This window comes from Sphingomonas aerophila (assembly GCF_014199305.1).
Taxonomy (GTDB): domain Bacteria; phylum Pseudomonadota; class Alphaproteobacteria; order Sphingomonadales; family Sphingomonadaceae; genus Sphingomonas; species Sphingomonas aerophila.
On the sequence record NZ_JACIJK010000010.1, the window covers coordinates 1 to 23,485 of the forward strand.

Annotated in this window: 21 protein-coding genes; 13 read left to right on the forward strand and 8 right to left on the reverse strand. The window is 63.9% G+C overall.

Features of this window, described 5'->3' with window-relative positions; translation table 11 throughout:
- Positions 1 to 712 precede the first annotated feature (712 nt).
- From FHS94_RS15155 to FHS94_RS15175, 5 genes are all read left to right on the forward strand, one after another.
- Positions 713 to 2,902: a TonB-dependent receptor gene (locus tag FHS94_RS15155; RefSeq protein WP_184059395.1), complete on the forward strand. Its 2,190-nt coding sequence runs from the start codon at positions 713 to 715 to the stop codon at positions 2,900 to 2,902.
- Between the two features lie 16 nt (positions 2,903 to 2,918).
- A complete protein-coding gene (locus FHS94_RS15160) occupies positions 2,919 to 3,932 on the forward strand; it encodes a 4Fe-4S dicluster domain-containing protein (RefSeq protein ID WP_184059397.1) in 1,014 nt (337 codons plus the stop codon).
- Positions 3,929 to 5,149 (forward strand): MFS transporter, encoded by a 1,221-nt coding sequence (locus tag FHS94_RS15165; protein WP_184059399.1) that lies wholly within the window; start codon positions 3,929 to 3,931, stop codon positions 5,147 to 5,149. Before FHS94_RS15160 ends, FHS94_RS15165 begins: the two co-directional genes overlap by 4 nt.
- Positions 5,150 to 5,473: 324 nt before the next feature.
- Positions 5,474 to 5,635: a hypothetical protein gene (locus FHS94_RS15170; protein WP_184059401.1), complete on the forward strand. Its 162-nt coding sequence runs from the start codon at positions 5,474 to 5,476 to the stop codon at positions 5,633 to 5,635.
- A gap of 348 nt (positions 5,636 to 5,983) precedes the next feature.
- Complete coding sequence (locus FHS94_RS15175) at positions 5,984 to 7,591, forward strand: bifunctional GNAT family N-acetyltransferase/carbon-nitrogen hydrolase family protein (RefSeq protein ID WP_184059403.1); 1,608 nt, start codon at positions 5,984 to 5,986, stop codon at positions 7,589 to 7,591.
- A 445-nt stretch (positions 7,592 to 8,036) separates the two neighbouring features.
- Here the strand turns inward: FHS94_RS15175 and FHS94_RS15180 are convergent, their stop codons facing one another.
- The 4 genes from FHS94_RS15180 to FHS94_RS15195 form a co-directional block, all read right to left on the reverse strand.
- Positions 8,037 to 8,357: a hypothetical protein gene (locus FHS94_RS15180; protein WP_184059405.1), complete on the reverse strand. Its 321-nt coding sequence runs from the start codon at positions 8,355 to 8,357 to the stop codon at positions 8,037 to 8,039.
- Between the two features lie 461 nt (positions 8,358 to 8,818).
- The gene (locus FHS94_RS15185; protein ID WP_184059407.1) at positions 8,819 to 9,079 is read right to left on the reverse strand and encodes a hypothetical protein; all 261 of its coding nucleotides are present in this window, start codon (positions 9,077 to 9,079) and stop codon (positions 8,819 to 8,821) included.
- A 90-nt stretch (positions 9,080 to 9,169) separates the two neighbouring features.
- Positions 9,170 to 9,403, reverse strand: coding sequence for a hypothetical protein (locus tag FHS94_RS15190; RefSeq protein WP_343055310.1), 234 nt, complete (start codon positions 9,401 to 9,403; stop codon positions 9,170 to 9,172).
- Positions 9,404 to 9,508: 105 nt separating this feature from the next.
- Complete coding sequence (locus tag FHS94_RS15195; protein ID WP_184059411.1) at positions 9,509 to 9,715, reverse strand: cold-shock protein; 207 nt, start codon at positions 9,713 to 9,715, stop codon at positions 9,509 to 9,511.
- 499 nt (positions 9,716 to 10,214) lie between these two features.
- On the opposite strand from FHS94_RS15195, the gene FHS94_RS15200 reads away from it, so the two are divergent.
- A complete protein-coding gene (locus tag FHS94_RS15200) occupies positions 10,215 to 12,218 on the forward strand; it encodes a hybrid sensor histidine kinase/response regulator (protein ID WP_425506191.1) in 2,004 nt (667 codons plus the stop codon).
- A 175-nt stretch (positions 12,219 to 12,393) separates the two neighbouring features.
- Here the strand turns inward: FHS94_RS15200 and FHS94_RS15205 are convergent, their stop codons facing one another.
- Together FHS94_RS15205 and FHS94_RS15210 are read right to left on the reverse strand one after the other, a co-directional pair.
- On the reverse strand, positions 12,394 to 13,155 hold the full coding sequence (locus FHS94_RS15205) for an ABC transporter permease (RefSeq protein WP_184059413.1): 762 nt from the start codon (positions 13,153 to 13,155) through the stop codon (positions 12,394 to 12,396).
- Positions 13,152 to 14,081, reverse strand: a complete 930-nt coding sequence (locus FHS94_RS15210; RefSeq protein ID WP_184059415.1) for an ABC transporter ATP-binding protein — start codon at positions 14,079 to 14,081, stop codon at positions 13,152 to 13,154. The genes FHS94_RS15205 and FHS94_RS15210 overlap by 4 nt, the downstream gene beginning before the upstream one ends.
- Positions 14,082 to 14,351: 270 nt before the next feature.
- Between FHS94_RS15210 and FHS94_RS15215 the strand changes: the two genes are divergently transcribed.
- The gene (locus tag FHS94_RS15215) at positions 14,352 to 15,935 is read left to right on the forward strand and encodes a Na+/H+ antiporter (protein ID WP_343055311.1); all 1,584 of its coding nucleotides are present in this window, start codon (positions 14,352 to 14,354) and stop codon (positions 15,933 to 15,935) included.
- Positions 15,936 to 16,330: 395 nt separating this feature from the next.
- Entirely contained in the window at positions 16,331 to 17,128 is a 798-nt protein-coding gene (locus tag FHS94_RS15220; RefSeq protein WP_184059417.1) for a SirB1 family protein, read from the forward strand.
- Between the two features lie 263 nt (positions 17,129 to 17,391).
- Here the strand turns inward: FHS94_RS15220 and FHS94_RS15225 are convergent, their stop codons facing one another.
- A complete protein-coding gene (locus FHS94_RS15225; RefSeq protein ID WP_184059419.1) occupies positions 17,392 to 17,574 on the reverse strand; it encodes a hypothetical protein in 183 nt (60 codons plus the stop codon).
- A gap of 114 nt (positions 17,575 to 17,688) precedes the next feature.
- Here FHS94_RS15225 and gcvA point away from each other — a divergent pair, with 114 nt between their 5' ends.
- Positions 17,689 to 18,606, forward strand: a complete 918-nt coding sequence (gene gcvA / locus FHS94_RS15230; RefSeq protein WP_184059421.1) for a transcriptional regulator GcvA — start codon at positions 17,689 to 17,691, stop codon at positions 18,604 to 18,606.
- Positions 18,607 to 18,656: 50 nt separating this feature from the next.
- Here gcvA and FHS94_RS15235 read toward each other — a convergent pair whose 3' ends face one another.
- Positions 18,657 to 19,331, reverse strand: a complete 675-nt coding sequence (locus FHS94_RS15235; protein WP_184059423.1) for an RBBP9/YdeN family alpha/beta hydrolase — start codon at positions 19,329 to 19,331, stop codon at positions 18,657 to 18,659.
- Between the two features lie 260 nt (positions 19,332 to 19,591).
- Between FHS94_RS15235 and FHS94_RS15240 the strand changes: the two genes are divergently transcribed.
- The 4 genes from FHS94_RS15240 (at position 19,592) to FHS94_RS15255 (ending at position 23,475) form a co-directional block, all read left to right on the forward strand.
- Positions 19,592 to 20,233, forward strand: coding sequence for a peroxiredoxin (locus FHS94_RS15240; protein WP_184059425.1), 642 nt, complete (start codon positions 19,592 to 19,594; stop codon positions 20,231 to 20,233).
- Positions 20,230 to 21,192: a serine O-acetyltransferase EpsC gene (gene epsC / locus FHS94_RS15245; RefSeq protein ID WP_184059427.1), complete on the forward strand. Its 963-nt coding sequence runs from the start codon at positions 20,230 to 20,232 to the stop codon at positions 21,190 to 21,192. Before FHS94_RS15240 ends, epsC begins: the two co-directional genes overlap by 4 nt.
- Positions 21,192 to 21,941, forward strand: a complete 750-nt coding sequence (locus tag FHS94_RS15250) for a gamma-glutamyl-gamma-aminobutyrate hydrolase family protein (RefSeq protein ID WP_184059429.1) — start codon at positions 21,192 to 21,194, stop codon at positions 21,939 to 21,941. Before epsC ends, FHS94_RS15250 begins: the two co-directional genes overlap by 1 nt.
- A gap of 151 nt (positions 21,942 to 22,092) precedes the next feature.
- Positions 22,093 to 23,475, forward strand: a complete 1,383-nt coding sequence (locus FHS94_RS15255; RefSeq protein WP_184059431.1) for a YeiH family protein — start codon at positions 22,093 to 22,095, stop codon at positions 23,473 to 23,475.
- Positions 23,476 to 23,485 lie beyond the last annotated feature (10 nt).

Below are 23,485 nucleotides of genomic sequence, written 5' to 3' on the forward strand. Positions count from 1 at the left end.
TGGACATTGATGACTCGGGACATGGTTGCTCCTCGACAAAGCGGGAGCGCAGACCATCTCTCAGCTGGGCCGATGCTCAGATCGAAGACCCAGTGGGTATGAGATGGTGCTGAGCGCACCGTTCCGCAAGAACCAGCGCTTCTGGCCAAGTCGGATCGCACGGACGCGTGGCTGTGATCTGGACGGGCGAGACTTGCCAGCTCAGGCCTCGCCGTCATCGCAATTGCGGTTTTCGACATTTTCATCGTAGCGCAGGCGGTCTCCCCATGGAGGGACTGCCCGGTGTTCTCACACAGCTGCGGCCTGGATGAGCGCAGGGCGATGACGCATCAGGCCCCGCTCGACAAACTTGAGGTTCGGCATCCGGGCCGACCCTTTTCGGAGTGGCCCAGTCGGCCCTGGGGCAGCCACGAAGGCCATGAACCGATGCCGTGCGCCCATGCCTACTTACCTAACGCGCCCCTTTTAGCTGAGCCTACAATCCTACATTGTATGAATGTAAACGAGCCTACGTACCTACAGTTTGTCCGCCTCGCAACGAAGTGGAGCTAGTCGCCGAAAATCGGTGTTGCGAAGGGCAATGTCAGCCGCTGTCGCTCTTGCAACGCCCACTTCATCCGACTTTCCTGCGAGGCGGGGCCGGCAGAAACCGGCAAGGGGAGAGGTTTTCAGGATGCGATGGCACTGTGTCCCGCTGCTTGCGGGGTTGTCTTTGACTGCATTGGTCGCGAGTCCGCTCGCAGCACAGGAACTGGGCGCGGTCGGACCTGGTACATCAGATGAGAGCGGCCCGGACATCGTCGTCACCGCGCGCAAGCGAGCCGAGACGCTGCAGGACGTGCCGATGGCCGTAACGGCCGTGACGGACACCGACCTTGCGATCCGAAACGTGCAAGACGTCAACGGTTTGTACGCGGAGGTGCCGGGGCTGTACCTCGCACCCGGCAGCGTCAACAACAGCGCCGATACGGCCTATCTGACAATGCGCGGTGTCGGGTTCAACGCCGGCCTGGAGCCCGCGGTCGGCGTGTTTCTCGACGGGATGTACATACCCCAGCTGGGGTTCGACACCGCATTCCTCGATCTGGAGCGAGTGGAGGTGCTGCGCGGTCCACAGGGTACGCTCTTTGGCCGCAACACACAGGGCGGCGCCCTTAACTTGGTCAGCCGGCGGCCCGGCCCCGACTTGCGCGGCCGGGTGCAGCTTGAGGCCGCAGAGTTCGGCACCTATCGTGCAGCAGGCTCGATCAGCGGTCCGTTGGTGGACAGGCTGTATGTCGGCGTCAGCGCCGAGCATCGCACCACGGACGGATTTCTCCACAATGTCGTACTGGGCGGTCAGCAGGACTGGTCACGCCAGGACACCGTTCGCGGCGTGGTTCGCTGGGTGCCGAGCGATGACGTCGAGGTGATGCTGATCGGCGACGCGAGCCATCGTTATTATAACGAGGCGATCCGCGGCGTAAGGCTGGCCACCCGGCGGTACGAGAGCTTGGTCGATCAGGACGCGCCCGACACCAAGGACAATCACGGGGCTCAACTGAACGTCACCGCGCAGCTGGGCAGCGGGCTGACGCTCACGTCGATCAGCGGATACCGCTATTCGGCGGCTGACGTATTCACCGACATGGACAGCCGAGTGAGCGTTCAGCGTCAGGCGACCTTGCCCGGGTTCCTGCCGGTGGCGAGGACGCCGCAGACGTTCAGCGGCGCTACTCTGGACGTGCAGACGCGCCAGAAGTTCAAGAGCCAGGAGCTTAGGCTGAATGGCAGCCAGGGCACGGTCGATTGGCTGGCGGGCGGCTACTATTTCGACCAGGACCAGGATTTCGACCGCTATCGGCGGGTTGGCCCCGGAACCGTGCCGTTCCCCGCTGCCCTCTACATCTATGAAAATCATATCGATGATCGGAACGGTTTCGCCGGCTTCGGCCAGGCCAGCTGGAAGGCAACGGATGCAGTCGAGCTGACCGGCGGCGGACGCTGGTCGCACGAGAAAGTGATCGGCACAGGCAACCGGGGGCAGGTATTCGGACCGCCGCTCAACCTGTTCCAGCCGGTCAACCGCAACGCACGGGCAAGCTACAGCAACTTTTCCTGGACGGCGTCGGCGTCGTATAAGGCGGCGCCGGGCACCCTCCTTTACGCGACCTATGCCGAGGGCTGGAAAGCGGGTGGCATCAACCGATCGGGAAGCGCCGCCGCCAATTCGCCATATGCGGACGAGTCGTCGCAAAATTACGAGCTTGGCCTCAAATCGAGCACGCGCGACCAGGCCCTAACGCTCAACGTAGCGCTCTATTACATCAAGATCCGCAACCAGCAGGTCACGAACGTCATCCCGGATCCGGGCGGCGGCCCGACCCCGGTCAGCGTCGTCGAGAATGCCGCGGGCAGCCATGTATCGGGGGCCGAGGCCGAGCTGACGGTGCGACCCGTCGAAGGCCTACGGCTACGTGGCTCCCTGTCCTATTCGCGCTCGCGGTTCGATGAATTTGTCGGTGCGTTCACGCTTACGGACAAGACGGACTTCTCGGGTACGCAGTTCGAGAAGGTGCCTGAGGCGACCGTGTTTGCAGCGGCGGACTATCACGTCCCATTGGGCAACAACCGGGCGCTCGACTTCCATGCCGAGTACCAGTTCGTCGACTCCATCATCATTCAAGACAACACGCGGGCATCCCGTTCGGGGGACCAGCTCACGGCGCCGGCCTATGATCGCGTAAACCTGAACATCAGCTTCGACACGGGTCGTGGCCTGCGGATCACCGGGTTCGTCAACAATCTCCTGGATACGTTCGACGTGACGTTCCCGTCCAGCGATCCGCTGCTCGGACGCGATGTGTTCGTGGCTCCCCTGCCGCCGCGCCAGTTTGGCGGGCGGGCAGCGCTGATTTTCTAAGGAGGAGGACAATCTGATGGCACGCCGTGAACCGCGTCCTTACATCGCGTCGCCCGAGGTCCAGGCTTCCTGGCCCGGAGACGTGTCCGGCAACACGATCAACGGCTTGGGGGAGCGCGAGCCTCGCCGCGCGTCGCCGTTCTTCTGGCATCCTGCGGACCAACATCCATTCGGCAAGCTACAGGCGATCGCCAGCGCGGGTTGCCGGGTCAACGATGCGGCCACCGCAGCTTTTGCCGCGGCCAATACCTATCCCGAGTTGGCGCCGGTCAACCCGGATCGCGTCGATCGCACCCCGGAAGCGTGGACGACGCTGGCGCGTGACTTTGCACTCCGCAACGAGGCGGACTTGTTCGGCGCCACGACCATGAAAGAGCCCTATATCGTCGAGGGCTATTCGGTGGATGAGCCGAACGTCATCGTGCTCGGCATCGCGCACGACTATGAAGAGTTGCGACAGGTCACCGACAGTCCCGCGAGCGGACGGGGAATCACCGAGGTGGGCCGCCAATATGCGCGCGGGACACGTACCAGCTACGCGCTGGCCAACTGGATCCGCAGCCAGGGCTTTACGGCGAAACCCTTTCCAGGGCCCCGCGCCGCGTCACTCCTGCTCATCCCGGCAGCCGTTGACGCGGGACTGGGGCAGCTTGGCAAGCATGGCTCGCTGATCAATCGAAGCTATGGCTCGAACCTTCGGCTGGCGGGGATCACTACGGACATGCCGCTCGCATTCCACCAGCCGGACGAGTTCGGCTCCGACGATTTCTGCACTCGGTGCCGCGTTTGCACCGATGCTTGTCCGCCGGGCGCGATCACCGAGACAAAGCAGTGGGTGCGGGGTGTCGAGCGCTGGTATGTCGATTTCGACAAGTGCATTCCCTATTTCGCGGACAATGCCGGATGCGCCATCTGCATCGCGGTTTGTCCCTGGGCTCGGCCGGGTGTTGCGGACAACCTGCTCGTCAAGATGGCGCGCCGGCGTGACATGGCCGGAGACGTGGCGGGTGGGCATGAGGTATCCCGATGACCACGGGCCGGACCCACGGCGGCAGAGCCTTCGCGATCTGCTTCTTGGCCGGCATGTGCGAGGGTTATGACATGCTGGTGGCAGGGGTTGCCGCGCCCCGATTCGCACCAGTGCTCGGGCTGGACTCAGGGCAGGTCGGCCTTGTCTTTGCAGCCGCCGGAGTCGGCCTTCTCCTGGGTGCGACGATTGGCGGGCGCTTGGCCGATCGACACGGTCGACGTGCCGTACTGGTCGCGTCTCTAGTGGCGCTCGGGGTGTTCAGCATCGCCAGCGCATTCGCGCACGGCCTCGGCTTTTTACTCGGCGTCCGTTTCCTAGCGGGGCTGGGTCTCGGCGGGGCGCTTCCCAACCTTCTCGCGATTGTGAACGAGACAAGTCCGGCCACCAAGACCACAACACGCGTTACCATGCTCGGTTCTGCCATGCCGTTGGGCGGCGCTTTGCTTGGCGTCGGTACGGTCGTCGTACCTGAACTGTCCTGGCAGGCGATGTTCTGGATCGGTGGGCTCCTGCCCCTTGCCGCTGCGGCGGCGTGTCAGGCGATCCTCCCCCGGTTCACCGCTCCGGGCCGGGCGGACGGAACACCGGGCAGCCTTCGACTCGCTCTGGTCGGGGATGGCCGGGGTTCGTCGACGGCGCTGCTTTGGACGACGACGCTCTGCGTTGCGATGTCGGTCGCCCTCATGGTGAACTGGCTTCCCTCGCTGATGGCTGCGCGTTCGTTCAATGCGGCCGCCACCGGCCGAATTGTTATGCTGCTGACGCTGGGCGGCGCCGCGAGCGGTTTTGCGTTCGGCGCGCTGACCGAGCGGCTGCATGCCAGGGTTGTGCACGGCCTCGCCTGGTCGGGGATGGTGGCGAGCATATTGCTGATCCTGGCGGCAGATCATTCGGAACGCGCTGCGGCGGCGGCCGCGCTTGGGCTCGGCTTCTTCCTCAGCGGCGGCCAGTTCCTGCTCTATGGACTGGCTACCGACCTTTATCCACAGGCGGTGCGCGGCACTGGCACGGGTTTCGCGGTCGGCGCCGGACGGTTTGGGGCGATACTCGGGCCTCTACTGGCGGGATTGCTTCTGGCGCGAAGCGGTGATGCGGACGACGCCTTTCTCGCGTTGATCCCTTTGATCCTGGTATCTTGGCTGACCGTATTTGCGCTGTCGCGCATCCACCCGCGCCGTCTTGCCGGGCCATCGAGAACGGGCGCAATAGAGGTCTGACTCTTGGGTCCTCCCGCCAGAGGAGGCCCGTGGAGGCCGCCCCGTTCTGGGGCGAGAACAAGGCTTGTGAGATTGGCTCGATCCTGACGCCTCCCATGCGACAGTCATGGTTCGGAACCGGGAGCAGGTAAATCCTGTCTAAGAGCCTCCCCGAGCTTTACCGGTGCGCTCAGCATCATCAGCGCACCCGTTGCGCGCGAGCAGCCAACCCGCTAACCGAATGCGACTGAGCCAGCATCTTGGCTGGCATCCCCAATTATCGTCTGGTTACGACGTATCTCTCACGCTCGGAGAGGCGGCGGACCGGACTGTGCGAGACTTGTGATGGCTAAGAACCGGAAAATTGTTCCAGGTCCGTTCATTGTTGTGAACGACGCGGGTGAACCTTTGCGCGATGAGCGTGGCGCCATTCGGGAGTTCTCCACCGAAAAGCGTGCTGCCGCTGCCGTCGGCCCCGGCCACCGGGTAGCGCTCGGCAAGCGCTAAGTTGCCTCTGGGGCTTGAGGGGCGGTTCAGTACCGCGGCGGCGCTGCCGCTTGCGCCCGTCGAGCTCTGATACTCAGGTGGGCAGCGGCGCCCTCTCCTGTACGCACCCGGCTCACCAGTAAGATCGTCGGTGGGGCCGCCGTTCACAGCCCCCGCGTAGACCAGCGGGCAGGCGGGGGCCGTGTACTCCGCATCTCTGGCCTGCACCTGCATGCATTGGCGTCAGCACGGTCTTTGCCCGTCGCGCCGAAACCGCCGCTGGAGCGTTCTTGCCGTTGCAACCGACGTTAAGCGGGGACCTACAGGCCGGCCCCGCCCACTGTCCAGCTCATCACCGGGAGCAATCTGATGTTCAAGAAGACACCCGCGACCCTTGAGGTCCGGGTAGCCACCCCGGATGACGTTCCCGGCATTCTGTCTCTGATTGCCCGGGCTTATCCCGGGTTCGGCAATTATAGCGCCGGTCAGGTCAGCGGCCAGATCAACAACTTTCCGGAGGGGCAATTCGTCGCCGTGTTGGGAGGCGAGATCGTGGGCTACTGCGCGTCCTCCCGCATTGACGAGGCAATTGCACTGGCGCCGCACGATTGGGCGACGATCACCGGCAACGGGTTCGGCAGTCGGCACGACGCGACCGGGGACTGGCTGTACGGCATCGAGATGGCGGTTGACGACCGGAAGCGCGGACTTCGAATCGGCAAGCGCCTGTACGAGGCGCGCCGCGTACTCGCCGAGCGGCTGGAGTTGCGCGGGATCGTGTTCGGCGGGCGGATGCCGGGCTTTTCCAAGGTGAGGGCAAAGGTTGACGGCCCGGACGATTACTTGGCCCGCGTCGCCGCCGGGGAGTTCCGCGATCAGGTAATCAGCTTCCAACTGAGCAACGGTTTCTCGCCGATGGGCGTCCTTCCGCAGTACCTGCCTTATGACAAGGCTTCGGAAGGGTTTGCGGCCCATATGGTCTGGCGCAACCCGTACGTGGACCCGAACGAGCCGCCGGCCTTTCGAGTGCCGCGCCATGTCGAAAGCGTACGGCTCGCGACAGTTCAGCTCCAGGCCCGCGCGGTCAAGGATTTCGCGGAGTTCGTCCAGAACGTGGAATACTTCGTTGACGTGGCCGCGGACTACCGGTCCGATTTCGTCGTCTTTCCCGAACTCTTCACCATGTCGCTGCTCTCGTTCGAGAAGCAGGAGCTTTCGCCCATGGAGGCGATCGACCGGATGACCGAGCATCGGGAACCGATCGTGCGCGAACTCTCCCGCATGGCATTGCGCTACAACATCAACATTGTCGGCGGATCGCATCCGACCCGCACCGAAGACGGCAGCATCCAGAATGTCGCTTATGTGTGCCTGCGGGACGGCTCCGTTCACGCACAGGAGAAGATCCACCCTACGCCGAACGAGGCATATTGGTGGAAGATCAAAGGTGGCAGTTCGGTGGACGTGATCCAGACCGACATAGGCCCGGTAGGCGTGCTAATCTGTTATGATAGCGAGTTTCCTGAGCTTGCACGGCGTCTGGTGGACGAGGGCGCGCGCATCATCTTTGTGCCGTTCTGCACCGATAACCGACAGGGCTATATGCGGGTGCGCTATTGCGCCCAGGCACGCGCGATCGAAAACCAGTGCTTTGTTGTGCTGTCCGGCAACGTTGGAAACCTGCCGGGTGTGGACAACATGGACATCCAATATGCCCAGTCCTGCATTCTGACGCCTTGCGACTTTCCCTTTGCCCGCGACGGTGTGGCGGCCGAGGCAAGCGAGAATATCGAGACGCTCACGATCGCGGACGTCAACCTTGCCGACCTCACTTGGGCGCGTGCCGAGGGCACTGTCCGTAATCTGGCTGACCGACGGTTCGATCTGTATCGGATCGACTGGCACCGCAGCCCGCCACGCGACGTGCCTCCGCCCGAGGATCGGCCTCGCGGCTCCAAGGCACCGGGCGGCGGTTGAAAGGCGGATGGTTGCAGGAAACAGCGACAGGGATGGGTGGCGCTCACCCGTCTCGCACCGACAACCGGCAGCCTTGGTACAGTGAGCCAGCCGCAAGGACAGCGAGGCGGCAGTCTGCTGGATCAGGCCATTGAGCCTCCGACCTTAACTCGCGTCTGGTCATGAGTCCTTGGCGCACTTGGCGAATAAGGTCCTCGGATGCAGACCGGGCTGGACGAGCGACCTAACGCCGACAGAATTCGCCTCTACGCTGACTCGCCGCGTTTGCGAGCGGCGATCAGGGTCCTGATCTGCGTTTGCACCGATGAGCCCGAAAGGTGCTGATCTACGGCTTCGAAACCTTCGCGTCGGAGCGTGATGCGAACGTCGCTGACCGAGTTACACGAGCTCGCCTTGGCCAGCTGGAAGGCTCGCTCAAGGGTGCTCTGCGCCCCATCCTGCATGGTCACGACACTTGCCCCCGGCGTTCGATTTCGTCGCCAAGCGCTGCCTTGCGATCGTCATCCACCCCATCCTGCATGGCATGGTGCGTGCCTGCCAGGTGGGAATCGCTCAAACGGGTGGGGTGATCGGAGAAGTTGAGGCCCTGTACGTAGGTGCTCTCTAGGTCGATCTGTTGTCCGGTGCTCGAAAACAAGCGCGCCAATATCAAATCGAGATCATCACTCGATAGATTGCTGGCCCGATCCACCAGCTCGCCGGCGCTGAATGAGGTTCGGAAGGCTTGGAGACGGCCCAAAGCTGAGGCGAGTGGGTCGGAAGTCATGCTGCACTTTACCAATTGAGGCGGGTGGGACAACAACCTAGTTCGCCTGCCAGTGCGAGACGGTGGCGAGCGACGGCAGACCCGTACCAGCGCCCGGCAATCGCGCGTGCGACCGGCCGCCATATCGCGGCCGTGGCCGACGTAGCGTGGGCAGGCAGTCACAGGGCTGCACTTGTATTGGCCCTACTCTCAAAACCTCAGCCGCGCTCGCGCATCAGCCAGAGGAGCACCTTCCAGCCGATTAACAGAGCTGCAAAGCACACCACAACAGCAAGGGCCACGTAGTTCAATGCCAGTCCTCTCCGACTGTCGTCAGCTGTGCTGCGATCCTGTTATCGGCCGCATGCCAGACTTGTTAAGCCAACACTGGCCGGATCGGCGACCGGTTGAGGTTCTAGCCGGGGGAGTCATCGCCGGCACACCCAAGCCGAAGCTGGGATGCCTGAGCATCCCGCTGCTGCTCAAGGACGGTCCGCGAGCGCCGCAAAAAGCTGATCAAGATTGTGCTGCGCATCTTGCACGACGGGATTGCTCGCGTTGCCTGGCATGGAAAGCGGCTTGCTCATGATGTCGTGCAACCCTCGGGTCTCAACATCAGTAAGCAGGTCCCGCTTCCGCAAGATGATGGCCAAGCTCAAGATCCCGTTGAACGCGGCGACGTCCAGTGCCTGCTGAGCCTCCAGTAGCTGCTGCGCCGTAAGCTCATGGCCTGGCTGCGACATGCGAACGCCCCCTGCAGGAGGCAGTGAATAATCCCCGCCTCGGTTATCGATGGAGTATGTCGGCCGGTCTTTAAGCCAGGAGACCTGGTCTCACTTCGACGCGAATTGCCCGGCCTCAGCACCGAACTGCTGCTTGGCATGGGAGCGTGCGGCCATGGCGCTCTTGAACAACTCGGGTTGCAGGCTCGACGTCACGATCGGATAATTCTGTGAGTTGAAGCGGGTATCGCGAATAGTGATCCGGAACTGACCTTCCGCATCTTTGGCGATCAGAAAGGGTTTGACTGGCGTTCTGGACATGGGAGCCTTTCTCACGTCGCCCACGGTGATCTACGCTCCAGGCGTGACTAGCCGAGCGGATCTGTGCGACGCTTCAGTTATGAATTCGAACGGGCAACGGCGGACGCTTTTGGCATCCGCCGCAGTCCATCATGCGTCCTGCAGGTTGACAGCAGACGTCTTGCCGCGACGATCGGTCTCGAGCTCATAGGACACGCGCTGGTCCTTATTGAGCGTGGCCATGCCCGCGCGCTCAACGGCCGAAATATGGACAAACGCGTCGCCACTGCCGTTTTCCGGCGCGATGAAACCATAGCCCTTGTCGTTATTAAAAAATTTTACGGTGCCATTGATCATGAGAATATCCTTGTCCCATGGTGTCGGGCATGCGCCAACAACGGCACATCCCGGCGTCTTGAAGCTAGAAAGGACAAGGGGAGGAGCCGAGGCGGCCCGTCATCCGTCGCAGGCGACGTTCAGCCCAACCAATATAGGCCTGCTTCCGGGATTTACTACCCCAGGTCTCGGAAACTCTTCTTGATCGGTGATCGAGGTAGCGCATCCACGTGAACTCTCACCTCCTCTGTCGAAAGAAGCGCGAGGCTAATACCAGTTTGCCTGGCGCGAGCGGCGGGCGAGCGGGATCGGGCGGTTTCCCTAGCCCTGATGGCTGGTTTGGCCCCACGGTGCCGAATGTCTCGTGACCCGTAGCTGCGGCAACGGCCAATCGCGCCGTGTTGGGAACCGACGGTGGCGCCGTAGCACGAGGAAGGTCGCGCAATTGGACGCCCATCTCCGCTTCGAACCAGGCTTAAGCCTTTGATCAGGAACCGTTCACGGGGTTGGACGACGCCATGTGTTCGATGATACGGGCCGCAAGATGCTAAGTTTCATGATCGGCGGCGGCGAAATGGGCGCGGCCATCCGCGCACATCGCTGGATCGACACTCCCCTCGGTGCGCCCGAGCAATGGCCATCCTCGCTGAAGGCCCTGGTTGGCGTCCTGCTTGACGCGAAGCAGCCAATGTTCGTGGTTTGGGGACCTGATCAGACGCTTCTTTACAATGACGGCTACGCGACCGTTCTGGCGGGCAAACATCCAGGCGCACTCGGTCGGCCGTTCCTTGAAGTCTGGTCGGAGCTGAAAGCGGACCTGAGGCCGATCGTGGAGCAGGCCTATGCCGGATCGGCCGTCCATATGGACGATATCACGCTGGTCATGGAGCGCCGTGGTTTTAGCGAGGAAACGCACTTCGCATTTTCATACACGCCAATCCGGGGAGAGGCGGGCAACGTCCAGGGCTTCTTCTGCGCCTGCACAGAGATCACCGACCAGGTCTTTGCCGACCGGCGATCCGCCGCCGAGCGGGAAGGCTTGTTCAGGCTGTCCCGCGACCTGTTTTGCGTGGGCAGTTTCGACGGTTTCCTGAAATCGGTGAATCCCGCGTGGTCGAGGCTGCTTGGCCGATCGGACGAAGACCTGCTCGCAAAGCCATTTTCAGAAATCGTACACCCGGACGATCTGCCCACGACGGCGGACGTGCTCGCGAAGCTGAGCAGGGGCGAGCCGGTTCACCAGTTCCACGTGCGGCTGCTCAAGGCGGATGGAGCTCCGGTCCAGTTTGCCTGGTCGGCGGTCCCGGACTCGAACCATGCCTCCAACACGTTCTACAGCGTGGGCCGCGACATCTCCGAAGAGCTGCGCCGCGAGGAGATGCTGCGGCAAAGCCAGAAGATGGAGGCAGTCGGGCAGCTCACGGGCGGGCTCGCGCATGACTTCAACAATCTGCTTGCCGGCGTCCTGGGCTCGCTTGAACTTATCAACATGCGGCTCGCGCAGGGACGCATCGCGGAAGTCGAGAAATACGCTACCGCAGCCCAGGGCGCTGCCAGCCGCGCCGCAGCCCTGACGCACAGACTGCTCGCCTTTTCACGACGCCAGACGCTGGCGCCCAAGCCGACGGACGTGAAGAAGCTGGTTTCCGGCATGGAGGACCTGATCGGCCGGACCATTGGTTCAAACATCCAGCTCGAGACGGTGAACGCCGCGGGGCTCTGGCCTAGCCTGATCGATCCGAGCCAGCTCGAAAACGCGATCCTGAACCTGTGCATCAACGCTCGCGACGCGATGCCGGATGGGGGCAAGATCACGATTGAGACCGGCAACAAATGGATGGACCATCGTGCCGCGAAGGAACGAGGGCTGGAGCCGGGCCAGTATATTTCGCTCTGCGTCTCCGACACAGGCACGGGGATGACGCCCGAAGTAATTGAGAAGGCGTTTGAGCCGTTCTTCACGACGAAGCCGATCGGCGTCGGGACGGGGCTCGGTCTCTCGATGATCTATGGCTTTGCTCAACAATCCGGAGGCGCCGTTCGGATCTACTCGGAACCGGGCCAGGGAACGCTGGTCTGCATCTACCTGCCGCGACATTGGGGCGAGACGGAAAACGAAGACTCGATCGCCGACCTGACCGATGCTCCACGGGGCGAGGGCGAGACGGTGCTCGTCGTTGACGATGAGCCAACCGTACGAATGCTGGTCACGGAGACGCTGGCCGACCTGGGGTACAACGCCATTGAAGCAGAGGACGGGGCAGCGGGCTTGAAGGTGCTCAACTCCGGGGCATGCGTCGATCTGCTCGTGACCGACGTTGGTCTGCCCGGTGGACTGAACGGGCGGCAGGTAGCCGATGCTGCGCGCGCGCTTCGCCCAGACCTGAAGGTGCTATTCATCACCGGCTATGCCGAGAATGCGGTACTCAGCCATGGCCACCTGGATCCGGGGATGCACGTGCTCACCAAGCCGTTCGCCATGGATGCACTTGCCAGCCGCATCCGACAGCTGATCGAGGGATGAGCTGCCCGACGGCTGTGCTGCGTCACGCCGAAGGTCTCCACACTCTCGTGTGAGGGTGTATGCTCCCGCGTGAAGCCGTCAGTCACCGCCAGGACTCGGAGGGTCCGCCAATAGCGCTGCTTGGACCCTCGCCCGACGGCCAAGGCAGCCAAATCGATCAGCCAGGCCCCGGAGCTCAGTTTTTCAGACGCCAACCGCTCTTGAAGATCCAGGCGACGATGGCGAGGCAGGTCACAAGAAAAGCCAGCGCCACGGCCAGACTGACGACAATGTCGACGTCGCCCTGGCCGAAGAAGCTCCACCGAAATCCGCTGATCAGATATACAACTGGATTGAACAGGCTGATCGTCCGCCACGGTTGCGGCAGCAGGTCGATCGAATAAAAGCTTCCGCCCAGAAAGGTGAGTGGCGTGAGCAGCAGCAGCGGCACGAAATTCAGCTGCTCGAAGCTTTTTGCCCATATCCCAAGGATGAAGCCGAACAGGCTGAACGCGACCGACGTGAGCAACAGGAATGCGATCATCGCGCCCGGATGCACCACCCGAATGGGGACGAAGAAGGCGGAAGTTGCAAGGATGATGGCGCCGATGACGACGGATTTCGTTGCTGCGGCGCCGACATAGCCAAGCACCAGTTCCATCGCCGATATGGGTGCGGACAGGAGTTCGAACATCGTGCCGGTGAACTTGGGAAAGTAGATGCCGATCGACGCGTTCCCGACGCTCTGCGTCAGCAAGGAGAGCATGATAAGGCCGGGCACAATAAAGCTGCCATACCCAACCCCATCCACGCTTTGCATGCGGCTGCCGATCGCCCCGCCGAAGACGATGAAGTAAAGGCTGGTGGTCAGCACCGGTCCGACGAGGCTCTGCCAGAGTGTTCGAAGCGATCGGGCCATTTCGAAGCGATAGATCGCCCAGATACCGTGCAGGTTCACGCCCGTTCCCCCACCAGTTCGACGAAGATGTCTTCGAGGCTCGATTTGGAGGTTTCGAGGTCCTTGAACGCGATATGCCGATCCGCGAGTGCGCTCAGCAGCGAAGGGATGCCGGTATCCTCCTCGGTCGAGTCAAAGACGTAGCGGAGCGTCTTGCCCTCGTTCGCCAAACTGAGCTGCCAGCGCTCGAGGCCGTCGGGCACCGCGTCGAGCGGTTCGACCACCGTCAGCTCGAGTTCGCGCTTGCCCAGCTTCTGCATCAGCGCGGTCTTTTCGTCGACGAGCAGCAGCTTGCCCTTGTTGATGACGCCAACGCGGTCGGCCATCTCTTCGGCCTCTTCGATGTAGTGCGTGGTCAGGATGACTGTGGTGCCGCGTTCGCGGAGACGATGAACCAGCTTCCACATGTCACGGCGCAATGCCACGTCGACGCCAGCGGTGGGCTCGTCGAGGAACAGGATCTCGGGTTCGTGGGCGAGCGCCTTTGCGATCAGCACGCGCCGTTTCATGCCGCCCGACAGTTCCATGATCTTGGCGTGGCGCTTGTCCCACAGCGACAGGTCGCGCAGAACCTGCTCGATATACGCGCTGTGACCCGATCGGCCGAACAGTCGGCGTGAGAACGTGACCGTGGCCAGCACCGTTTCGAACATGTCGACTGACAGTTCTTGCGGCACGAGGCCGATGCGGGACCGCGCCGCCTTGTAGTCGGTGAGCGCGTCATGACCGGCAACTCGGATCGTGCCCGTGGAGGGTGTGACGATCCCGCAGATGATGCTGATCAACGTGGTCTTGCCGGCACCGTTCGGACCCAGAAGTGCGAAGATCTCGCCTTTGTGGATCGTGAGGTCCAGGTCGTGGAGCGCGGTGAATCCGCCCTTGTAGGTCTTGGATACGCCGGTCACGGCGAGGATTGGTTCTGGCATGAAGTCCCTTTGCCGCGCGTAGATAGGAGCCGGTAGGGGTACATGAAAGCCGTGCAAGGGTGTTCGGCTCACCAGCATCGCCCCTTTCAACGGGGATCATCCGGGGTGGCAGTTCTGGTCACGCTGAGGTCCGCCTGCGCACCTGACTGCCGGTGGGCTGGCGCGGCGACGGCGGATTGGCCTTGCAGCCGACCTTAGCTGCCTGGCCCGGTTGACCGGGCTCGGCCTGACCCGCAGTGTTTCCCAATTCCGCACCTAGAAGGGACTTGCGTGCACCCCGTAGCCAATTTCGAGCTGATCATCGGCATGTTCCTGGCGGTGCTCGGGCTCCATTATCTTGCTCGGCGCCTTGCGCTGCCGCCGGCGGCCGCGCTGCTCATCGGGGGCGGCGCCCTGGCCTTTCTCCCAGGGCTGCCGATCATCACCATTGATCCGGAACTCGTCCTTGTGGTGTTCCTGCCACCGCTGTTGATGGACGGGGCATGGTTCACCGCCATCGCTCCCTTCCGCCGTCACATGGCGGGTATCCTGTCGCTGGCCGTTGGTGCCGTTCTCTTCACGACCCTGGTCGTGGCTGTCGTTGCCAAGCTTCTCATGCCGTCCCTTCCTTGGGCTGCGTGCGCCGCACTGGGGGCGATCCTGTCGCCGCCGGATGCGGTTTCCGCCCGGGCCGTGCTTCAGCGGGTCAAACTGCCTCGCAAGTTATCCACGCTGCTGGAGGGTGAGAGCCTGCTGAACGATGCGACCGGCCTGGTGTTGTTTCGCTTCGCCGTTGCGGCAGTATTGACCGGAAGCTTCAGCCTTGGCGCGGCAACAAGCAGCTTCTTCCTGCTTGTTGCCGGTGGGGTCGCCGTGGGGGGTGCCATTGGCGGCGTGTGGGTCCTGCTTCTGCGGCGTCTGGGGGACGATACCCTGATGATCGCCGCGACGGTGCTGGTCTGCTGGAGCGCGTACATCGGCGGCGAGATGCTTCACGTTTCCGGGGTCATTGCGGTCGTTTCAGCCGGCCTGACCTGCGGCTGGTACCAGCACGTCGTGTTCAGCGCGAGCGTCCGCATTCGCGCAATGGCGTTCTGGCAGGTCCTGGTGTTCCTGCTCGAAGCCGCTGTTTTCATGCTGATTGGCTTTTCGCTCCGTAGTTTGCTGGAGCGGGTCGGCGGTGCCGCGGTCGTAGCGGACACGATGGCAGCGCCTGTCCTCCTGATCGTGGCCGCCGTGGTTCTTGCCAGGTTCGTCTGGGTATTCGGCGTCGACACCCTTCTGGCGGCTTTCCGGCAGGCTGGCTGGAAACGTGTAACTCCGCTCGGCCCGCGTGCTGCCCTGGTGATGAGCTGGGCAGGCATGCGGGGCGTGGTGACGCTGGCGGTTGCGCTGTCGCTTCCTGACACGATGCCGGGTCGTGATCTGATGCTGGTCGCCGCCTTCGCGGTTATTCTGGTCACCGTACTGGTGCAGGGCACATCCCTTGGCTGGCTGATCCAGTTGGCCAAGCCAGCGGAAGATGCGAATGCGGCTCTGCCGCTCGACCTGCAGGCTGCTGAGGCAGCCATTTTTCAGGCACAGCTGAAGTCTGTCGAGCGGCAGGCATACGCCGCGGACGGTTCGCTCCTTCACCCGCAACTCCTCAGGCGATATCGGACGCGCGCCACTGCGGGCGAAGCCTTTCAAGGCACAGCTGAAGAACGCACTGCGGCCATCGCCAGCCACTTCGATGTTATCATCGGCGCCGTCGACGCGGGACGCGCGGAACTCGTTCAACTACACCGCGATGGCAAGATCGACGACGAGACCCTCCATGATCTGGAGCGCGACCTCGACCTTGAGGAACTCGCGGCTGCTGCGGCAAAGGGCTGACGACCAGAGGCGCATTCTCAAAGGCGCTCGATCAATAACAGGCGTATTGAGCCGCGGCTCAGGGACCTTCCACCGCCGAACGGTCCGGTAGCCCACAGCTCCAGCCGCGCGCTGTTAAGTCCGACCCGAGGTCTTGATGTGCCGTACTTCGGAACGTCGCCAGCCGTCTCGTCATCCCTGTTTGCGGTTCAACCAGCGTAAGGCGGGCCACAAGGGAAGCGGCGCCGTCATGCGGTTCGGGGAGCAGTTGCTGCCGAACTCATGCGAGCATCTCAGCAGGCTGCAACGGTGGGAGGCGCTGGCAACAGAGGCGGTGCTTGCCGACGCATGACCCCGCGTGCCGGCGTACAGGCGGCAGCTTATCCTGGCCGCCCCGCATACCCATATCCGGCCTCATGAACGAGGACCTGAACCTGCTCGGCCTGATCGACGAGGAAGAGATCTTGCTTGACGAGGCTGCGCTGTCGCTGGCGCTTCTGGATCATCCGGGCACCGACCTTGCCCCTTATCATGACCTGCTCGATACTATGGCGACGCGGCTGGAGTCCGTTGGCGGCGCGGAAACGCCGTCGGAGCGCGCCGACGCCCTGGCCGCGGTGCTCGCGGGCGAGTTCGGCTTTGTTGGTGACGTCGAAAGCTATGACGACCCGGCGAATGCCGACCTGATCAGCGTCCTCGATCGCCGCCGGGGATTGCCCGTGAGCCTGGCGATCGTCTGGGTCTCAATGGCGCGCCGCCTCGGCTGGAGCGCCGATGTGCTCGATGTTCCGGGCCATGTCCTCGTTGTCCTTGGCGCGGAAGTGGCGCCCGTGATCGTCGACCCGTTCGCGCAGGGCGTGCGCGTCGGCGCTGAGCGGTTGGCGGAGCTGGTCGAGGCATCCGCAGGCAAGCGGCGTGCTGTGACGCATGTGGCAGCGATGCCGAACCGGGCCGTGCTCGTCCGGCTCCTTCAGAACCAGGCGTCGCGTGCGGAGCAGGCGGGCAAGGGACGGCGCGCTCTCGAACTATACGTCCGCATGACGACGATGGCGCCAGCCTTTCCACATCTGTGGTGGGAGCGCGCCCGGCTTGAACTTGTCGACCATGCGTTTGGCGCGGCGCGCGGCAGCCTTGGTGCGATGCTGGAGCTCACACGCGACCCGGAGCTGCGTCGCCATGTGACCGAAGCGCTCGGCCGCTTGCCACCGGAATGATGCTGCAAGAAACTGCGTCTTTGGCTTGGTCCCGACCCGGCGAAGCGTTCCTCTGCAGCAGTTCTTGACGGCCTGTGCGACACCCGTGCGCCGATCACTTCGGCGGTGCCGGGCACAACATCGCCGGCGATGCTGGTGCTCTGCGGCACGTGGCACGATTTCTTCGGCGACCGAGTGCTGCGCCATTATTGTGACGAAGTGAACCCGGCCACTCGAGATCCGTCAGTGCCGAACGCCTTCGGTTGGTCTGTCTGCGATCGAGGTCAGCCCAGGCGCTTGGGTGAGGGGCACTGGTTTACGGGTGTTTCCCGCCGCCAGGGCGCTTCATATGTACGCGCAGCGAGCCGTTCGAACGCAAAGCGGGTCTGGCGCCAGCGATCTGTCACGAATGCAGCAAAGTCGCCGTGCCGCTCCGCCCAGATCGGGGTCAGGAAATCATCGTGCATGGCTGTTCTCCTCGTCCACCCGTGGCAAGAGGATCGTCGCGGGCAGGGGCAAATCTATGCTTTCGCTGGTGGTGTCGCCAACGAAACGCTGGACCTTGTTGATAAGCTGAGCTTATGATCTCACGCGTGCGCCACCTGCCGCCGCTACCTGCCATTCGCGTGTTCGAGGCGGCCGCGCGCCATGAGAACTTCACCGCTGCCGCGAACGAACTCGGCCTCACGCAGGCTGCGGTCAGCTATCAGATGCGTGTGCTGGAGGAGCGGCTCGGGACGGCGCTTTTCCGCCGTGAAAAGAAGCGGGTGAAGCTGACGGAGGCGGGCCGCCGGGCGGCGGGGGAGATCAGCCGCGCCTTTGACGTTCTGGACGGCGCCTTTGCGCAGCTTCGCACCGAAAGCGAGGCGATGCTGACGGTTTCCACCTCCACGACATTCGCGAATACCTGGTTCGCCCGCCGGTTGGGCGTGTTCCAGATGGCAAACCCCGGCATGGCAGTCCGACTGGTAGCAAGCGACGCGCTGGTCGACTTTGCGGCGGACGAGGTGGACGTGGCAGTGCGCAGCGGGCGCGGGCAGTGGCCGGGCCTGGTGGCCGACCGGCTGATCGACATCGATTTCACGCCGATGTGCTCGCCCGGGTTCCTCGCCGCGCATGGCGGCAGGCTGGAGCCGGCGGACCTTCTGACGCTCCCCGTGATCAGCCCGCAGGACGACTGGTGGCGCGTCTGGCTGCGGGAGGCCGGTGTGGACGTGCCCGGCGGGTCCATCCGTCCCGGAGTGCGCCTGGACTCACAAGCGAACGAAGGCGCCGCCGCGATCGCAGGGCAGGGGATGGCGGTGCTGACGCCCTTCTTCTGGCGCGATGACGTTGCCGAGGGACGGCTGGTGCGCCCGTTCACGCAGGTCACGTCGCTGGGGCACGGCTATTGGTTCGTGTGCGCCGAACACCGCCGGCAGATGCCCAAGATCAAGCGGTTTCGCGAGTGGCTGCTCGCCGAGGTCGCGAGCGACCTGTTGAAGGACAACACGCCCTGAGCTTTACAGGCGAGCCTGGTTCCAAGACCACTGGCGAGAGGAGGGCGGCGTTACAGTGGTTGCGGGCGACCCCCGCGCACCGTCTCGACGTCCAGTCTGGCCGGCGTCAGGCCCGGCTCCTTTGAGGAGGCCAAGAGCCCTTCCGCCTCATGGACGATGCGGCGCAGGCGGCCTGTTCTGGTGTCACGAAGAAGCTCCGCGATCCGTTGACCGGGCGTCCACGACCCAAGGCCGGAGGCCGCATTGATGTGCCCTGCTTGACCGATATTCAGATGTCCGGCTCCCCAAGCGTGGGCCAGCGCCCGTGACTCGTCGAGCGTCGCGTGCGGGTCATCCTCGCTCGCGACGATCAGGGACACGAAGGGCAGTGTGCGGCGGGGGACTTTGCCGAACCGCGCGATCCGCTCGTCAACTCCCGGCCTATCCGCCGCCGGCGGTGCGACGAGCAGCGCGCCGAGCACGGTAGAGGCGCCGCTGGCGCCCATCAGGTTCGCCCACCATGCGACTGCCTGGCACCCCAGGCTATGGGCGACCAGCACGACCGGGCAGGCCGAAGAGCTGACGGCTTCGTCGATCCGGCCGATCCATGTGTTACGGACCGGGTCGTCCCACGAACCCAGTTCGACGCCGCGACAATCGTTGCGCTCACGCTCCCACCGCCGCTGCCAATGGTCGGCTCCTGATCCATGAAGACCCGGCACTGTGAGGAAAAGCGGGCGAATCATCGACTATTCCTCCAGCGAGGCAGGTCGCTCATGCAGCGGACGCGAGTATTCGCTAAAGTTGCGCGCCGGGCGATCCGCGACAAGCTTTCGACCGCTAAAGACGTGCTTGCACCGGCGCCGATCGTTCGCCGGCTGCCGGCGCGGCAATCGGTCATCGAGGGTGCCGCGACCCCGTCGAGGCGAAGCTTCGCCAGCAACAAGCTTTTCTTCTGATTCCTACTCAGGCGATGGGATATGCTGCCGAGTCTCGGAGGTGATCCATGTCGCTGAAGCTGTTCGACACCGTTCCCGATTTCACGCAATCGTCCACCGTTGGGGCGCTGTCCTTTTATGAATGGGCGGGCGCCGACTGGGTCGTGCTTTTCTCGCATCCACGGGATTTCACGCCGGTTTGCACAACGGAACTGGGCGCGGTCGCCCGGCTGAAGCCCGAGTTCGATCGACGCGGCGTGAAGCTGCTTGGCCTGTCGGTCGACTCGCTGGATCGGCACCATGCCTGGGCGAATGACATCCTGCTGTCGCAAGGGGTGGAGATCAATTTCCCGTTGATCGCGGATGAGGACCGGCGGATCGCCAACCTGCTTGGCCTTATCCATCCCAACGCCTCTGACACGACAACCGTGCGTACCGTGTTCGTGATCGACTCGTCGCGACAGGTCCGGCTGACGCTGACCTACCCCGCGTCCACGGGGCGCAACTTCGCAGAAATTCTGCGTACGATCGACAGCCTGAAGCTGACCGACACGCACAAGGTCGCCACCCCTGCCGACTGGCGGCCCGGTGAGGACGTGATCATCCTGCCAAGCGTCACGGATGAGGTTGCAGGGCGGCTGTTCCCACAAGGCTGGACCGAACAAACGCCGTACCTGCGCACGGTTGCGTTGCAGGAACACACGCCGTGACCGTGACGGCGATCCGCAACGACCATCCCGAACCGACGATCGGCTCCGCGGTAGCCGCCCTGCGCGCGGCACGTCAGGCATGGCGGGACGGGCAGGACGAATCGCGCGACGTGGACAGCTTTCCCGGGCGCGCTGCGGTCAGGCGGATCATGGACCTGCTTTCGGGCGCGCTGTTTCCCCGTCGTCTGGGCGGGTTCCGGGGTGCGGATGCCGAGGAGGACACCTTTGTCGCCGCCCGGCTGATCGCCGCCTTTGCCGATCTGGAGCGGGAAGTCGCGGCAGAGCTTGGCTATTGGCAGAAGGAATCGCGCGGCGCGTTCGACCCGGAGCAAGCCGGCATGATCGTGCGGCTGTTCAGCGCCACGCTGGGCGATATTCGATCGCAGGTCGACAGCGACGTGGAAGCCGCTTTCCTGGGTGATCCCGCCGCCCGCAGCGTTGACGAAATCCTGCTCTGCTATCCCGGTGCGATCGCCAGCCTGCATCACAGGATCGCCCACCAGCTGCACGGGCTTGGCGCGCCAATCCTCGCGCGGTTGATCTCCGAACTCGCGAACGAGCAGACGGGGATCGACATCCATCCCGGTGCGACGATCGGCCGCGGCTTCTTCATCGACCATGGCACGGGCGTCGTGATCGGTGAGACCGCGATCATCGGCGACAGGGTGAGGCTCTACCAGCATGTGACGTTGGGTGCGCGCAGCGCGCTGGGTGCGTCCCGCCACGGCGGGCGAAGGCGGTTCGATCGGCATCCCATCGTCGAGGACGATGTCGTGATCTACGCTGGCACCACCATTCTTGGCCGGGTAACGATCGGCGCCCGGTCGATCATCGGCGGCAATGTGTGGTTGTTGTCCGACGTTCCGCGTGACAGCGTGATCGTGCAACCGGAGGCGCAGCAACTGGGTAGCCCTTTATCCGAAGAACTTCGCGACACGCTGGTGGAGGCCGTATCCTGATGCGCGCCGCGCGCCGGCCGCTTGTCGGCGTGCTGTGCTGCAACGAGTTCGCCGACCGTGCCGTGCAGGTTGTCGCGAGCCGCTTTGTGCGGCCCCTGACCCATATGGCCGACGCAACGGTTCTGTTGGTGCCTGCCATCGCCGATGCAGCGGACGTGAGCGGCGTAGCGGCGGCGCTCGACGGGCTGCTGCTCACCGGCTCGCGCTCGCATGTCGCGCCCGAACGGTATGGCGCCGGCCGGATCGGCGCTCCGGTGCTGGACACCGACCGTGACGAGGTCGCCCTCGCCCTGTCCGCGCAGATGATCGAGGCTGGCAAGCCCGTGTTCGGCATTTGTCGCGGGTTGCAGGAGATCAACGTCCTGTTCGGCGGAACGCTGCGGGAGCCGTCGGTTGCCGGCCGCCACCATCGTGGCCGATGGGACGACAGCTATGACGAGCTATTTGACCATTACCACGGCGTCGATCTGGTCGAGCATGGCCGCCTGGCCGTGGCAACTGGAGAGCGCACCCTTCGGGTCAACTCGGTCCATGAACAGGGGGTCGACCGGCTGGGTGCCGGCCTGAGCGTCGAAGCGACCTCGGAGGAAGACGGGTTGGTCGAAGCGGTGTGGGCCCGCCCCTGCGGAGCGGACGTTCTGGGGGTGCAGTGGCACCCGGAGTGGGATGCCGGGCATTCCGACGCGAGCCGCGCTTTCTTCGCGCTGGTCGGCACCTCGCTGCGCACCTCTGCCCATGCACAACGATGAACTGCGACAGGGGCGAGTTCAGCGCTAGCCGATCGGGCTGAGGGGAGGCACGGCGATGTGGACCGCAGCGGCCGCCCTACCAATAATGACCGAATAGCGGTGTTGCGGGATGGCCCGCGATGACGCTCGTTGCTGATCAGGGGGGATGCGCATGGCGACAACAGCAGGATCGACGGCGGCGAACAGCACGGGCCAGCGCGCGCCAAGGCTGAGCGAGGATTGGTGGGCGCTCTCCATTGGGCTGTTCGTGGTGGTGCTCGCTTGCGTCCTGTTCTGGAGTGGTGGCAGCCTGCGCTGGCTGGCTGTGCTGCCGCCCCGCTGGACGCATCCGGGGCAAGTCGCGGCTGACCTGGTTGCCAATTGGGCCCGCTATGGCGCGCAGTTCCTGTTCTGGCTGGCGGCCTTTTCCGTCGTGCTTTCGGCGCTGGGGCAGCGGGTTCGCGCTTTCGCGCCGGCGTTCGCCTTTCTGTATGTGGCGGCCTATCTGATCTTCGTGATCGGGCAGTGGGATGGCGCGACCCGGTACAATCTGGAACCGCCGCTGGTTGCCCTTCTTCTCGGGCTCGTCATCGCCAATGTCGGCCACCTGCCGCGCTGGCTCGATGCGGAGTTTCGAGGCGAGTTCTACGTCAAGACCGGCATCGTGCTGCTGGGCGCGACGCTGCCCTTTTCGCTGCTCCTGCTCGCTGGGCCGATCGCCGTGCTGCAGGCGTCGATCGTGTCGGTCGTCACCTTTGGCGTGATCTACCTTGTCGCGATCAAGCTGGGGTTAGACCGGCGCTTTGCGGCGACGCTGGGTGTTGGCGGCGCGGTATGCGGGGTCTCTGCGGCAATCGCCGTGGCCGGCGCGGTTGGCGGTCGGAAGGAGCACACCGCGGTCACGATCACCCTGGTCGTCCTGTGGGCAATCATCATGATCTTTGTTCTGCCGCTCGCCGCGCGCGCGATGCACCTGCCGACGGGCGTGGCGGGGGCCTGGATCGGCACATCGGAATTTGCCGACGCCGCCGGGATAGCCGCGGCCCAGGCCTATGGCGGCTATGCCGGCCGGATCCCTGGCATCGCCGGCACCGCAGACCAGGCGCTGCAGGCGTTCACGCTGATGAAGGTGGTTGGCCGCGACATGTGGATCGGAATCTGGGCGGTCGGCCTTGCAGTGGTCGCAACTACTCGCTGGGAGCGGTCGCCGGGTGTGGCTCCCGACCCGCGCGAGGTCTGGCGGCGTTTCCCGAAGTTCATCATCGGGTTCTTCCTGGCCTCCGGGATCATCACGATTGCCACGGCGAGCTACAGCCTTGCCGACTATAATCGCGTCGCGGTGGCGGGGCTGGTCGGGCCGATAAAGGACCTGCGTACCTGGGCCTTCATCTTTTGCTTCTTCAGCATCGGCCTGACCACCCGATTTCGAGATCTGGCGGCCGCAGGGCGAAAGCCGTTTGCCGCATTCACGGCGGGCGTCGGGGTCAACCTTTCGCTGGGGTTCGTGCTGTCGATTTACGTGTTCGGGGCATATTGGGCGACGCTTGGACAATGAACCTTGCGGT

Bases quoted from the DNA above. Each gene is read 5' to 3' on its own strand.
- FHS94_RS15160 (WP_184059397.1), top strand. From the start codon at position 2,919: ATGGCACGCCGTGAACCGCGTCCTTACATCGCGTCGCCCGAGGTCCAG.
- FHS94_RS15165 (WP_184059399.1), top strand. From the start codon at position 3,929: ATGACCACGGGCCGGACCCACGGCGGCAGAGCCTTCGCGATCTGCTTC.
- FHS94_RS15170 (WP_184059401.1), top strand. From the start codon at position 5,474: ATGGCTAAGAACCGGAAAATTGTTCCAGGTCCGTTCATTGTTGTGAAC.
- FHS94_RS15175 (WP_184059403.1), top strand. From the start codon at position 5,984: ATGTTCAAGAAGACACCCGCGACCCTTGAGGTCCGGGTAGCCACCCCG.
- FHS94_RS15180 (WP_184059405.1), bottom strand. From the start codon at position 8,357: ATGACTTCCGACCCACTCGCCTCAGCTTTGGGCCGTCTCCAAGCCTTC.
- FHS94_RS15185 (WP_184059407.1), bottom strand. From the start codon at position 9,079: ATGTCGCAGCCAGGCCATGAGCTTACGGCGCAGCAGCTACTGGAGGCT.
- FHS94_RS15195 (WP_184059411.1), bottom strand. From the start codon at position 9,715: ATGATCAATGGCACCGTAAAATTTTTTAATAACGACAAGGGCTATGGT.
- FHS94_RS15210 (WP_184059415.1), bottom strand. From the start codon at position 14,081: ATGCCAGAACCAATCCTCGCCGTGACCGGCGTATCCAAGACCTACAAG.
- FHS94_RS15220 (WP_184059417.1), top strand. From the start codon at position 16,331: ATGAACGAGGACCTGAACCTGCTCGGCCTGATCGACGAGGAAGAGATC.
- FHS94_RS15225 (WP_184059419.1), bottom strand. From the start codon at position 17,574: ATGCACGATGATTTCCTGACCCCGATCTGGGCGGAGCGGCACGGCGAC.
- gcvA (WP_184059421.1), top strand. From the start codon at position 17,689: ATGATCTCACGCGTGCGCCACCTGCCGCCGCTACCTGCCATTCGCGTG.
- FHS94_RS15235 (WP_184059423.1), bottom strand. From the start codon at position 19,331: ATGATTCGCCCGCTTTTCCTCACAGTGCCGGGTCTTCATGGATCAGGA.
- FHS94_RS15240 (WP_184059425.1), top strand. From the start codon at position 19,592: ATGTCGCTGAAGCTGTTCGACACCGTTCCCGATTTCACGCAATCGTCC.
- FHS94_RS15250 (WP_184059429.1), top strand. From the start codon at position 21,192: ATGCGCGCCGCGCGCCGGCCGCTTGTCGGCGTGCTGTGCTGCAACGAG.
- FHS94_RS15255 (WP_184059431.1), top strand. From the start codon at position 22,093: ATGGCGACAACAGCAGGATCGACGGCGGCGAACAGCACGGGCCAGCGC.